The 12,328-nt window shown below is 66.7% G+C and carries 10 protein-coding genes and 2 pseudogenes; 9 read left to right on the top strand and 3 right to left on the bottom strand.

Annotated features, from left to right (window positions below; genetic code table 11):
* Window positions 1–104: 104 nt before the first annotated feature.
* On the top strand, window positions 105–2,195 hold the full coding sequence (locus QFZ94_RS21320) for a 3-hydroxyacyl-CoA dehydrogenase NAD-binding domain-containing protein (protein WP_429459328.1): 2,091 nt from the start codon (window positions 105–107) through the stop codon (window positions 2,193–2,195).
* Between the two features lie 146 nt (window positions 2,196–2,341).
* A complete protein-coding gene (locus QFZ94_RS21315; protein ID WP_368585923.1) occupies window positions 2,342–3,520 on the top strand; it encodes an acetyl-CoA C-acyltransferase in 1,179 nt (392 codons plus the stop codon).
* Window positions 3,521–3,590: 70 nt separating this feature from the next.
* On the opposite strand, the gene QFZ94_RS21310 is transcribed toward QFZ94_RS21315, so the two are convergent.
* Window positions 3,591–4,097, bottom strand: a complete 507-nt coding sequence (locus tag QFZ94_RS21310) for an LEA type 2 family protein (RefSeq protein WP_429459325.1) — start codon at window positions 4,095–4,097, stop codon at window positions 3,591–3,593.
* Window positions 4,098–4,337: 240 nt separating this feature from the next.
* Between QFZ94_RS21310 and QFZ94_RS21305 the strand changes: the two are divergent.
* The 5 genes and pseudogenes from QFZ94_RS21305 to QFZ94_RS21285 form a co-directional block, all read left to right on the top strand.
* Window positions 4,338–4,730: pseudogene (locus QFZ94_RS21305) on the top strand (aminotransferase class I/II-fold pyridoxal phosphate-dependent enzyme); the annotation flags it as partial.
* A 103-nt stretch (window positions 4,731–4,833) separates the two neighbouring features.
* Window positions 4,834–5,319: a PaaI family thioesterase gene (locus QFZ94_RS21300; RefSeq protein WP_429459323.1), complete on the top strand. Its 486-nt coding sequence runs from the start codon at window positions 4,834–4,836 to the stop codon at window positions 5,317–5,319.
* 76 nt (window positions 5,320–5,395) lie between these two features.
* Window positions 5,396–6,392, top strand: a pseudogene (locus QFZ94_RS21295) (NADP-dependent oxidoreductase).
* Window positions 6,393–6,444: 52 nt separating this feature from the next.
* Window positions 6,445–7,326 (top strand): SDR family oxidoreductase, encoded by an 882-nt coding sequence (locus tag QFZ94_RS21290; RefSeq protein ID WP_429459321.1) that lies wholly within the window; start codon window positions 6,445–6,447, stop codon window positions 7,324–7,326.
* A 95-nt stretch (window positions 7,327–7,421) separates the two neighbouring features.
* The gene (locus QFZ94_RS21285) at window positions 7,422–8,381 is read left to right on the top strand and encodes an alpha/beta hydrolase (RefSeq protein ID WP_429459319.1); all 960 of its coding nucleotides are present in this window, start codon (window positions 7,422–7,424) and stop codon (window positions 8,379–8,381) included.
* 65 nt (window positions 8,382–8,446) lie between these two features.
* On the opposite strand, the gene QFZ94_RS21280 is transcribed toward QFZ94_RS21285, so the two are convergent.
* Both QFZ94_RS21280 and QFZ94_RS21275 read right to left on the bottom strand, forming a co-directional pair.
* Window positions 8,447–9,313 carry an NRDE family protein gene (locus QFZ94_RS21280; protein ID WP_429459317.1) on the bottom strand — a complete coding sequence of 289 codons (867 nt, stop codon included), beginning with the start codon at window positions 9,311–9,313 and terminating at the stop codon, window positions 8,447–8,449.
* 144 nt (window positions 9,314–9,457) lie between these two features.
* On the bottom strand, window positions 9,458–10,525 hold the full coding sequence (locus QFZ94_RS21275) for a YgfZ/GcvT domain-containing protein (protein WP_368587884.1): 1,068 nt from the start codon (window positions 10,523–10,525) through the stop codon (window positions 9,458–9,460).
* Window positions 10,526–10,603: 78 nt separating this feature from the next.
* Here QFZ94_RS21275 and mltG point away from each other — a divergent pair, with 78 nt between their 5' ends.
* Entirely contained in the window at window positions 10,604–11,614 is a 1,011-nt protein-coding gene (gene mltG, locus QFZ94_RS21270) for an endolytic transglycosylase MltG (protein WP_013089429.1), read from the top strand.
* Window positions 11,614–12,234, top strand: coding sequence for a dTMP kinase (tmk, locus tag QFZ94_RS21265; protein ID WP_176108577.1), 621 nt, complete (start codon window positions 11,614–11,616; stop codon window positions 12,232–12,234). The genes mltG and tmk overlap by 1 nt, the downstream gene beginning before the upstream one ends.
* Window positions 12,235–12,328 lie beyond the last annotated feature (94 nt).

Below are 12,328 nucleotides of genomic sequence, written 5' to 3'. Positions count from 1 at the left end.
ACCGTCGCTTGAGAAAGTCTGACAATAGTCAGGCTCGATGAACCGGACAGGCGGCGCATCATGCGCCGCCTCAATGAATGCATGGATCGCACGGAGGCACGCAGATGGCAGTGGACTACACAACTCATGACGGCGTGGCCGTTCTCACGCTGAACAATCCGCCCGTCAATGGGCTCGGTCTGTCGACGCGGGCGGGGATCGTCGAAGGGCTCGAGCGCGCGCAGAACGACTCGGCCATCAAGGCCATCGTGCTGACCGGCGCGGGCAAGGCCTTCTCGGGCGGCGCCGACATCACCGAATTCAATACGCCGAAGGCGACCCAGGAGCCGACGCTCGCGACCGTCATCAAGGCCGTCGAAGGCAGCGCGAAGCCGGTCGTCGCGGCGATTCACAGTGTCGCGATGGGCGGCGGCCTCGAGCTTGCGCTCGGCGCGCATTACCGCGTCGCCGCGGCCGGCGCGCAGATCGCGCTGCCCGAAGTGAAGCTCGGCATCCTGCCGGGCGCTGGCGGCACGCAACGTCTGCCGCGCGCGATCGGCCTCGAAGCGTCGCTGAACATGATCGTGTCGGGCGCGCCGGTGCTGTCGGAAAAGCTCGCCGATTCGGGGCTGTTCGACGAACTCGTCGCGAATCCCGCCGAACTGGCCGAAGCCGCGCTCGCGTTCGCGCGCAAGGTCGGCGCCCAAACGGGCCCGCATCCGAAGGTGCGAGACCGCAAGATCGAACATCCGAACGCGCCCGGTTTCATCCAGTTCGCGCGCAATAGCGTCGCGGCCATCGCGAAGAACTTCCCGGCGCCGCATAAATGCATCGACGCGGTCGAGGCCGGTGTGAAGGATGGCTTCGACAAGGGCCTCGCATTCGAGCGCGAATGCTTCATCGCGCTCGTGCAGACGCCGGAGAGCCACGCGCTGCGTCACGCGTTCTTCGGCGAGCGCGCGGCGAGCAAGATTCCCGACGTGCCGTCCGATACGCCCGTGCGCGACATCAATCAGGTGGCAGTGATCGGCGCCGGCACGATGGGCGGCGGCATCGCGATGAACTTCCTCAACGCCGGCATTCCGGTCACGCTGCTGGAAACGAAGCAGGAGGCGCTCGACCGCGGTCTCGCGACGATCCGCAAGAACTACGAGGCCACCGTCAAGAAGGGCAAGCTGAAGCCCGAAGTGATGGAGCAGCGTCTCGCGCTGCTGAGCCCGACGCTGTCCTACGACGACCTGAAGCACGCCGACATGATCGTCGAAGCCGTGTTCGAAGAGCTCAGTGTGAAGGAGCAGGTGTTCGGCCGGCTCGATGAAGTCGCGAAGCCGGGCGCGATCCTCGCGTCGAACACGTCGACGCTCGACGTCGACAAAATCGCCGCGTTCACGAAGCGTCCGCAGGATGTGGTCGGCATGCACTTCTTCAGCCCGGCCAACGTGATGAAGCTGCTCGAAGTCGTGCGTGGCAAAGAGACCGCGAAAGACGTGCTCGCCACCGTGATGAAGCTCGCGAAAAAGATCAGGAAGACCGCGGTGGTGTCGGGCGTGTGCGACGGCTTCATCGGCAACCGGATGATCGAGCAGTACCTGCGCCAGGCGCTCTTCATGCTCGAAGAGGGCGCATTGCCCGCGCAAGTCGACAAGGCCATCGAGAAATTCGGCTTCGCGATGGGCCCGTTCCGCATGAGCGACCTCGCCGGCAACGACATCGGCTGGGCGATCCGCAAGCGCCGCTACGTCGAGCATCCCGACATGCACTACTCGAAGATCGCCGATCGTCTGTGCGAGATGGGACGCTTCGGCCAGAAGACCGGCGGCGGCTGGTACGACTACAAGACGGGCGATCGCACCGCGTATCCGTCCGGCGTGGTCAACGAAATGATCGTCGAGTACTCGAAGGAAACCCACTGCGAGCGCCGCAAGATCAGCGACGAGGAAATCGTCGAGCGTCTGGTGTTCGCGCTCGTCAACGAAGGCGCGAAGATTCTCGAGGAAGGCATCGCGTCGAAGGCGTCGGATATCGACATGGTCTATCTGACCGGCTACGGCTTCCCGCTCTATCGCGGCGGCCCGATGCTGTACGCGGACACTGTCGGACTCTACAACGTCGAGCGCGCGATTCGCCGCTACGCGGCGCGGCCGAACGGCGACGCGTGGAAGCTCGCGCCGAGCATCGCGAAGCTGGCGGCCGAAGGTCGCGGCTTCAACGACTGAGCGCGGCTGACTTCAGCACACGAATTGAGCGCTGCGGGTGACGCCCGCAGCGCTCGCATCAAACGACAGAGGCGGCGCGGTGATGCGCTTTTGAACGCACGGCGGTGAGCCGGCGCGCCACTTCGACATTGCAATTGGAGACACCCATGACTGACGCCGTAATCGTATCCACCGCCCGCACGGGCCTCGCCAAATCGTGGCGCGGCGGTTTCAACATGACGCACGGCGCGACGCTCGGCGGTCACGTGACGCAGGCCGCGGTCGAGCGCGCGAAGCTCGATCCGGCGCGCGTCGAGGACGTGATCATGGGGTGCGCGAATCCGGAAGGCGCGACGGGCGGCAATATCGCGCGTCAGATCGCGTTGCGTGCGGGCCTGCCGGTCAGCGTGCCGGGCATGACCGTGAACCGTTTCTGCTCGTCGGGATTGCAGACGATCGCGCTCGCGTCGCAACGCGTGATTGCCGGTGAGGGCGACGTATACGTCGCGGGCGGCGTCGAGTCGATCTCGTGCGTGCAGAACGAAATGAACCACCACATGATGACCGACGGCTGGCTCACCGAGCATAAGCCGGAAATCTACTGGTCGATGCTGCAGACCGCCGAGACCGTCGCGAAGCGCTACTCGATCTCGAAGGAGCGCCAGGACGAATACGGCGTGCGCTCGCAGCAGCGCGCGGCGGCCGCGCTCGAAACCGGCAGGTTCAACGACGAGATCGTGCCGCTGACGGTGCTCGCCGGTGTCGCCGACAAGGCGAGCGGCCGTCTCTACACGAAGGAAGTGACCGTCAGCGGCGACGAAGGGATTCGCGCCGACACGACGCTCGAAGGCGTGTCGAAGATTCGCACCGCGCTGCCGGGCGGCGTGATCACCGCGGGCAATGCGAGCCAGTTCTCGGACGGCGCATCGGCTTGCGTCGTGATGAACGCGACGCTGGCCGAACGCGAAGGTCTGCAGCCGCTCGGCATTTTCCGCGGCTTTGCGGTGGCTGGCTGCGAGCCGGATGAAATGGGCATCGGCCCGGTGTTCGCGGTGCCGAAGCTGTTGCAGAAGGCCGGCCTCAAGGTCGACGACATCGGCCTGTGGGAGCTGAACGAAGCCTTCGCGGTGCAGGTGCTCTATTGCGCGGACAAGCTCGGTATTCCGCACGACCGCCTGAACGTGAACGGCGGCGCGATCGCGGTAGGCCATCCGTATGGCGTGTCGGGTGCGCGGCTCGTCGGCCATGCGCTGATCGAGGGCAAGCGGCGCGGCGTGAAGTTCGTCGTCGTGACGATGTGCATAGGCGGCGGGCAGGGCGCGGCGGGTCTGTTCGAGATCGCGTAACTCGGGCGCGAGCGCGGCTCAAGAAGACGGGCGGCGTGGGTTCGACGCTTTTATCCCGCCGCCATCGTGCCTACTGCGACGCCATACCCGGCAGCGTCAACATGCCCTGATCGGTGAAGCGTGTCGTGCCGGTCAGGCCGCCCGCGAGCTTGCCTTGCAGCCGGTATGGAACCTGCCCGGACTGCGCGATGCCCGCAAGCCCGAGCGCCTGGCGAACCGCGGCAAACGCGGGCACGGTCAGCGGCACGCTGACGACGGTTTCGCCGAAGCGCGGCACGGTGCCGCTCTGATCGCTGACACCGCTGGCGAACGGCTTGCCGTTCAGTTCGAGATCGACCGCGATGCCGTTGAAGCTCACCGCGGAGTCGTTCGGGTTCTGCACGCGCAGCTTCAGATTGAAGCGCATCTCGAGGCCTTCGCCGGCCAGCGGCTCGATGCCGGCGACGTTGACGCGCAACGCATCGCCGCCGAGCAGGCCGGCGCATGCGCCAAGCGTCAGCGTGATCGCGCAGACGAGGTGGAAATAGCGTACGAAGGTAGCGAGACGGCCGAAAAGCCGCGGGCGTGGGAAGGACATGACCGGCACCTCGAAGCAGGAAGCGGTTGGTCACGCATTCTAACTGGCGGCGAGGCGTCGATTCTCGTGATCGGGTCGGAGTTTCAGGTAGTACGCCGCCACGATCTCGCGACGGCACCAGCGAGTCGCCGGACGGCTCGACGGACGAGTTCGCGAAGGTCCGCCGCATCGCCGGGCGAAGCTTGCGCGATCAGCACAGCCGCGCCCGCGCGCGACGCGTGCGACGCGCGGATCGACATGGCCGTGCTCGCCGGGTTTCTGGGGACGGGCGCTTACGCGCGGCATTTGCGGCGCTTGCGCGAGAGTCTGCGGCTGCAGCGCGAGCGCATGGCGGCGGGGATCGCCGCGGCGTTTCCCGATGGCATACGCTTCACATCGCCGCGCGGCGGTATGTTCTTTTGGGTGGAGTTGCCGCACGGGTTGTCGTCGGCCGCATTTTTCGAGGCGGCGTTGGACGATGGCATCCGCATCATGCCTGGGACCGTTTTTTCGAACACCGGGCGCTTCGATCGTTTCATTCGCCTGAGTTGCCCGAGCGCGGACCTCGATCTGCTCGATGAAGCGGTGCGCCGATTGGGGCGCTTGGCGACGCGCATGATGGAGCGGAATGAGGCGGATGGAGCCACGCGATAGCCGGTAGAATTTCCCATTTAGCGTTAATGCGTACACCTCGCGGAGTACCGGCACGCGGCGAACCGATTTCCGGGCTTGCCGGCCACGAACTCCACACACCGCCATGACCGACCCAACCACTTCCGCCACAACAGGCAACCCATCGTTGCCGGAAAGCCCCTTCATCGACCGTCTCGGCGCGCAGCTGCTGCGCGCCGCCGATGGCGTCAGCGAAGTCGTGCTGCCGTTGCAACCCGATCACATGAACACATGGGACGTCGCGCACGGCGGCGTCACGATGACGCTCGCCGACGTCGCGCTCGCGATGGCCGCGCGCAGTCTCGCGGGCGACGGCGTCGGCGTCGTCACCGTCGAGATGAAGGTCAACTTCATGCAGCCGGGGCGCGGCGAGTTGCGCGCGACCGGCCGCGTGCTGCATCGCTCGACCACGATGGCCTATTGCGAAGGCGAGATCCGCGACAGCGAAGGTCACTTCGTCGCCAAGGCGCTCGGCACCTTCAAGTACATGCGCCGCCTCGCGGTGGGCCGCGACGTCAGGCGTCAGCGTCTGCGCAGCGATCCGGCGGCCAACCCCGGTCCGAGCGACTGAGCCCCCTGATCGCAGAGTTCAGACCTGGATTCGACACATGCGGGTCACCCCGCCAACAACCCAAGGAGACGACTTCATGGCCCAGATCAACCGCCAGGTGCTGCTGGTTTCGCGTCCGCAAGGCGAAGCCACGCCCGCTAATTTCAAGCTCGTCGAAACGCCGCTGGCGCCGCTCGCCGACGGCGAAGTACGAGTGCGCAACCACTATCTGTCGCTCGATCCGTACATGCGCGGACGCATGAACGACAGCAAGTCGTACGCGCCGCCGCAGCCGCTGAACGAGGTGATGATCGGCGGCACGGTCGGCGAGGTCGTCGAGACGAGGAATCCGAAGTTCGCGGTCGGCGACAAGGTCGTTGCGATGTTCGGCTGGCAGGAGTACGGCACCTCGAACGGCGCGGGCATGCAGAAGGTCGACGACACGCACGTGCCGCTCTCCGCGTATCTCGGCCCGGTCGGCATGCCGGGCGTCACCGCGTGGTACGGGCTGAACCGCATCATCGCGCCGAAAGCGGGCGAGACCATAGTCGTCAGCGCGGCGAGCGGCGCGGTGGGCAGCGTGGTCGGCCAGCTCGCGAAGGTGGCCGGCGCGCGCGGTCGGCATCGCGGGCGGCGCGGACAAGTGCCGCTACGTGGTCGACACGCTCGGCTTCGACGCCTGCGTCGACTACAAGGCCGGCAACCTGTACCAGGACCTGAAGGCCGCGACGCCCGACGGGGTCGACGGCTGCTTCGAGAACGTCGGCGGCGAGGGGCTCGACGCGACGCTCGCGCGCATGAACCCGTTCGGGCGCATCGCGCTGTGCGGCTTCATCGCGGGCTATGACGGCCAGCCGTTGCCTCTCAAGCATCCGTCGCTGATGCTGACGCAGCGGCTGCTCGTGCAGGGCTTCATCGTCAGCGAGCACATGGACGTGTGGCCGGAGGCGCTCAAGCAGCTCGGCACGCTCGTCGCGCAGAAGAAGCTGCACTATCGCGAGACGATCGCGCAAGGGCTCGAAACCGCGCCCGAGGCATTCATCGGCTTGCTCAAGGGCCGCAACTTCGGCAAGCAACTGGTCAAGCTGATCTGAGCACGACGTCGTCACGCATCGGCCAGCCGCCACTCAAACAGGGAGTCACAGGATGTTCGAATTCGCAGGCAAGGTGGCGGTGATCACCGGCGCGGGCAGCGGCTTCGGCCGCGCGTTCGCGCACAAGGGCGCGGCGCTCGGCATGAAGCTCGTGCTCGCCGACGTCAACGCCGGGCAGCTCGCGCAGACCGTCGACGCATTGCGCGAAGCCGGCGCCGAAGCGATCGCCGTACCGACCGACGTATCGAGCGCCGCGCAGGTCGAGGCGCTCGCGCAAGCCGCGCTCGCCGCGTTCGGCAAGGTCCACCTGCTGTTCAACAACGCGGGCGTCGGCACCGGCGGCTTCCTGTGGGAAAGCTCGGCCAACGACTGGTCGTGGGTGTTCGGCGTCAACGTGATGGGCGTCGCGCACGGCGTGCGCGTGTTCGCGCCGCTCATGCTGGCGCAGAACGAGCCCGCGCATATCGTCAATACGGCGTCGGTCGCGGGGCTGCTCGCGCCGCCGGGGATGGGCATCTACAACGCGTCCAAGCATGCGGTGGTGGCGCTGACCGAGACGCTGTATCACGACCTGAAGCTCGCGCAGGCCGGCACGGACGGCGAGGTCGGCTGTTCGCTGCTGTGTCCCGCCTTCGTGCCGACCGGCATCGCCCAGGCCGAGCGCGCGCGTCCGGACGAGCTGCGCAACGCGAGCCGGCCGACGCGCTCGCAAATCGCTGCGGCCAGGCAGTTGCAGCGCGCGGTGCAGTCGGGCAAGCTCAGCGTCGACGATGTCGCCGACATTGCGTTCGAGGCAATCGCCGCGCGCCGTTTCTATATCATCACGCACCCGGGCATCATGGCGACGGTCAAGCTGCGTCACGAGGACATCGAGCAGTTGCGCGAGCCGTCCGATCCGATGTCGCTGAAACCCGAAGTGAAGAACGCGGAGTAGCGGCCGGCTGCGTGGCCGCTGCGCCGGGTCCTGACAACAATTGGCGCACTGCGCGCCGCGCAGTGCTGTGCTGTGCGCATCACGTTGCTGAAACCATGCCGCTGAATCCGACGATCGAGCAGGTGCTCGACATGATCGCGCGGGCCAAACGCCCGCAGTATCACCAGATGAGCGCGCAAGCGGCGCGCGCGTCGTACGAGAAGAGCGCGCCGATCCTCGAGATCCCGAGCGCGCCGATGTACTCCGTCGAAGACCTGCGGGTGCCGACGCGCGATGGCGCGACGATCCGTGCGCGCCTGTACTTCCCGGTCGAGCCGAACTGGGCGGAGCCTCTGCCGGCGTTCGTGTACTACCACGGCGGCGGCTTCACGGTCGGCAGCGTCGACACGCACGATGCGCTGTGCCGGATGTTCGCGCGCGACGGCCAGTGCGCGGTGCTGTCGGTCGATTACCGGCTCGCGCCCGAGCACAAGTTTCCGACCGCTGTCGACGATGCCTTCGACGCCCTTAGCTGGCTGCACGCGCACGCCGCGGAATTCGGCATCGACGACACCCGGCTCGCGCTCGGCGGCGATAGCGCGGGCGGCACGCTTGCGACGGTCTGCGCGGTGCTCGCGCGTGATGCCGGCATCGCGCTCGCGCTGCAATTGCTGATCTATCCGGGCACCACCGGCCATCAGCAGACCGACTCGCACTCGCGCCTCGCCGACGGCTTCCTGCTGTCGGGCGACACGATCCAGTGGTTCTTCGAGCACTACCTGCGCGATAGCGGCGATCGCGACGACTGGCGTTTCGCGCCGCTCGACGGCGAGCGCGGCGCACCGGAGTTTCGTGGCGTCGCGCCCGCGTGGATCGCGACCGCCGAATACGATCCGCTCAGCGACGAGGGCGATGCGTATGCGGAAAAACTACGCGCGCTCGGCAATCCGGTCACGCTCAGGCGCTACGCCGGCATGATTCACGAGTTCTTCAAGATGGGCGGCTTCGTGCCCGAAGTCGCAGAGGCGCATGCGGATGCCGCGGCGGCGTTGCGCGCGGCATTCGGTATCGGGTGAGGGACGTTGTCGCGAAGCGGTGAGCGGCCGGCGGCGAATGCGCCGGCGAGGCGGTGTTCGAACGATCACGCCACGCTCATCCGGTCGCGCTCGACATTGAACGCGAAGCTGCGCTCGAAATCGCCGGGCCGCACGATGCGGTGCGAGCCGTTGTCGTCGCTGCGCTCGGCGACCGCGACGCCGATCACGTCGCCATAAGCGGCGACGCGCAGCGCGGTGGTGCTGCGCGTGCCATATTCCGGCGATTCGATGAATGCCGCCGACAGCACCCGTTCGCGTTCGAGCGGAATACCGGTCGACGGCAATTCGTCGTCGCGCGCGAGCCGCGGATCGCGCATCAGATCGATCAGGCGTTCGAGCGGCGGCATCGCATTGCGCGCGAGCAGCGTGCCGAGCTCGCCGCGCTTTCTGACCAGTTTCGGCCACGCGGTGTCGAGCACCGCGTTCGAGATGCCGTGCGTGCCGGGCGCGAGCAGTGTGGGGCCACTGTTTGCGTCGACGGCGCCGCGATTGCAGTACCACGCGAGCTCACGGCGCGTCCAGTCGCCGACCAGCAGGTTGAAGCCGTTGTAGATGTCGCCGCTTTGCGCGACGTGCTCCAGATACGCGAGCGGCGTCTCGTGCGGGTGGCCGTCGGGGTCGCGCGCGGCGTTCGTGAGCCAGTTGCTGACGAGCGTGCCGCGGGTCGGCGCATCGGCGCGCATTTCACCCGGCGCGCGGTAATTGGTCAGCGCGGCGAAGCGGCCGTCGCGCGACAGCCCGAGCCACGTGCCGCCGCCCACCAGATCGCGGCCCGCCAGCACGCCCGGCGCGTCGCGCCACCAGCCGATCGGCTCGGCCGTGCGACGAAAAAACTCGTCGCGATTCGCGGCGAGCGTGAACAGCGGACCAGCGACCGCATCAGGTCGCCAGTCGAAAACGATCAGGCACATCGGGGAGCATCTCCCGTTCAGAGCATCGGGCGGCCGCCTGCTGCCGCAAAGGCAGACGGCAAAGAAAGCGACAAAAATCAGACGAGAATAAAGCAGCCAATAAAAAACGGCGCCCGATTGCGCCGCTTCTTACCTGCCCAACCATCAGACCTCGGCCGGCAGCCCGTAGGGCAGCGTCAGGAAGCGCAACGCGGGGCCGTCGGCCGCGCCGACGTGCACGCTGCCGCTGTCGAGCGCCGTGAGCTTGATCTCGACCAGCAGATCGACGCCGCCGCCTTGTGCCGATGCCGCGTTGACGATCATCCCGCACGGCTGGCCGGGATCGTCCGAGTGGAACAGCTCAGCGCCGGGGCGCACCGTGTCCAGCTCGCCGGCGACGTTGGCGAGCGACGTGCGCCGCTTGATCGTGCCGCGATACTGGCTGCGCGCGACCACTTCCTGACCCGGATAGCAGCCCTTGCGGAAATTGACCGCGCCGAGCACGTCGAAGTTGACCATTTGCGGCACGAACTGCTCGACCACCGGCTGCGTGATGCGCGGCTCGCCCGCGCGGATATCGAGCCAGTCCCACACGGCCGGCGACACGCGCTTTAACTTGCCATCCAGCGACGGCAGCAGCGCTTCGACCTGCGCCTTCGGACCGATCCACAGATAGCGCAGCCGCTCCAACGCGTCCGGCACGCGGATCAGCGTGCCCGCGGTGCCGTCGACCTGCACGTGCACACCGTCGGGCAGCGCGTCGAACACGCCGGACAGCGCGCCGCGCACGTCGCCCGCGAGGCCGACCACCGCGAGCTCGCCGCTCGCGTCCACGAGCCTGGCTTTGGCGCGCAGCACGAACATCGACAGGCGCTTTTGCACGGCGGCCTGCACGTCTTTCGATACCAGCAGCCGGATCGTGTCGCCGCTGCGCCAGCAGAGGAACGACGCGAGCAGCCGGCCCTTGGCCGAGCAGTAGCCGGCGAGGCGCGCGTTCGCGGCATCGAGATGCTGGACGTCGTTGGTCAACTGGGCGTGCAGGAAGCTGGCCGCGTCGTCGCCGGTCGTGTCGATCACGCCGAACTGCGACAGCGGCATGTACGCGCCATGTTCGAGCACGGCGGCGAATTCTTCGGCCGACGGGCGCGGCAGGATGGGCAGGGCGGCGGGCGTCGCCGCGGTGGGAGTAAGACCGGAAGCGTTACCTGGGGCGTTCACGAGCGGTGTGTTCATGGATTCCGGGAACAGTCAATTCTGACTTTGGCTAAGGCAAACAGTTATTATATTCAGTCCAACCCAGTCACGTTTCGCATGACCCTTTTCAAGAAATGTTTCGCAGCCGGCGCGCTCGTCGTTGTGCTGGCCGCGGCGGCCATCGCCGCTGGATACTACTGGGCCACCCGCCCGCTCGAATTGACCCCGGCGCAACTCGACGTCACCGTCAAACCGCACAGCAGCCTGCGCAGCGTCGCGCTGCAGCTCAATCGCGGCGGCGTGCCGGTCGAACCCGAGCTGTTCATCGCGATGACGCGGCTGCTCGGGCTGCAAAGCGACCTGAAGTCCGGCAACTACGAGTTCAAGAGCGGCATCACGCCTTACGAGGTGCTGCAGAAAATCGCCCGCGGCGACGTCAACGAATACGTGGCGACGATCATCGAAGGCTGGACCTTCAAGCGCATGCGCGCCGAGCTCGACGCGAATCCCGCGCTCAAGCACGACACGCTCGGCATGAGCGACGCCGATCTGATGAGCGCAATCGGCGCGCCCGAGGCGTCGATCGGCAACGGCGAAGGGCTGTTCTTCCCGGATACCTACCTGTTCGACAAGGACACGAGCGACCTCGACATCTACCGCCGCGCTTACCGGCTGATGCGCGTGCGGCTCGACGAAGCGTGGCTCGCGCGCGCGCCGAATCTGCCGTACAAGACGCCGTACGACGCGCTGACGATGGCGTCGATCATCGAAAAGGAAACCGGCAAGGCGTCCGACCGGGCGCTCGTCGCCGCCGTGTTCGCCAACCGTCTGCGCGCGGGCATGCCGCTGCAGACCGACCCGACGGTGATCTACGGGATGGGCGACAGCTACGCCGGCCGCATCAGGAAGAAAGACCTGCAGACCGACACTCCCTACAATACCTACACCCGGATGGGCCTACCGCCGACGCCGATCTCGCTGCCGAGCGTCGCGTCGCTGCAGGCGGCGATGAACCCGGCGCCAAGCAGCGCGCTGTACTTCGTGTCGCGCGGCGACGGCAGCAGCATCTTTTCTGACACCCTCGGCGAACACAACAAGGCCGTGGACAAATACATTCGAGGGCAATGATGGCGCGCGGCAAATTCATCACTTTTGAAGGCATCGACGGCGCGGGCAAGACCACCCATCTGGGCTGGTTCCGCGAACGCCTCGAGGCGAAGCTCGCGCCGAGCGGCCGCTCGGTCGTGATGACGCGCGAGCCCGGCGGCACGCCGCTCGGCGAACAGATCCGCGAGATTGTGCTGCATCAGAAGATGGACCTCGAAACCGAGGCGCTGTTGATGTTCGCGCTGCGCCGCCAGCATCTGGCCGAGGTGATCGAGCCGGCGCTCACGCGGGGCGACTGGGTGCTGTCCGACCGTTTCACCGACGCCACGTTCGCGTATCAGGGCGGCGGCCGCGGCCTGCCGCGCGACAAGCTCGAGACGCTCGAGCGCTGGGTGCAGGGCGGCTTCCAGCCGGATTTGACCGTGCTGTTCGACCTGCCGCCCGCCGTCGCCAACGAGCGGCGCAGCGCGGCGCGCAACCCGGATCGTTTTGAGAGCGAGTCGGCGGCGTTTTTCGAGCGCACGCGCGCCGAATACATGCGCCGCGCCGAAGAAGCGCCGCATCGATTCGCTATCATCGACTCTTCGCAGAGCATCGTGAGAATTCAGAAGCAGCTTGAAGAGTTGATCGCAACTCTTTGATTTCAGGTCGATATAACCGATCCTTATAACCGCGCGCCAGGTTGATTCGCTATCTGAAGTTACGCGTGCAACCAATTGATTCATAAAGACAAAC

This window comes from Paraburkholderia sp. JPY465 (assembly GCF_050436725.1).
Classification (GTDB): Bacteria; Pseudomonadota; Gammaproteobacteria; order Burkholderiales; family Burkholderiaceae; genus Paraburkholderia; species Paraburkholderia youngii.
This window is presented reverse-complemented; position numbering and strand designations above follow the sequence as displayed.

Coding starts and splice junctions, on each gene's coding strand:
- QFZ94_RS21320 (WP_429459328.1), top strand. CDS start 105: ATGGCAGTGGACTACACAACTCATGACGGCGTGGCCGTTCTCACGCTG.
- QFZ94_RS21315 (WP_368585923.1), top strand. CDS start 2,342: ATGACTGACGCCGTAATCGTATCCACCGCCCGCACGGGCCTCGCCAAA.
- QFZ94_RS21310 (WP_429459325.1), bottom strand. CDS start 4,097: ATGTCCTTCCCACGCCCGCGGCTTTTCGGCCGTCTCGCTACCTTCGTA.
- QFZ94_RS21300 (WP_429459323.1), top strand. CDS start 4,834: ATGACCGACCCAACCACTTCCGCCACAACAGGCAACCCATCGTTGCCG.
- QFZ94_RS21290 (WP_429459321.1), top strand. CDS start 6,445: ATGTTCGAATTCGCAGGCAAGGTGGCGGTGATCACCGGCGCGGGCAGC.
- QFZ94_RS21285 (WP_429459319.1), top strand. CDS start 7,422: ATGCCGCTGAATCCGACGATCGAGCAGGTGCTCGACATGATCGCGCGG.
- QFZ94_RS21280 (WP_429459317.1), bottom strand. CDS start 9,313: ATGTGCCTGATCGTTTTCGACTGGCGACCTGATGCGGTCGCTGGTCCG.
- QFZ94_RS21275 (WP_368587884.1), bottom strand. CDS start 10,525: ATGAACACACCGCTCGTGAACGCCCCAGGTAACGCTTCCGGTCTTACT.
- mltG (WP_013089429.1), top strand. CDS start 10,604: ATGACCCTTTTCAAGAAATGTTTCGCAGCCGGCGCGCTCGTCGTTGTG.
- tmk (WP_176108577.1), top strand. CDS start 11,614: ATGGCGCGCGGCAAATTCATCACTTTTGAAGGCATCGACGGCGCGGGC.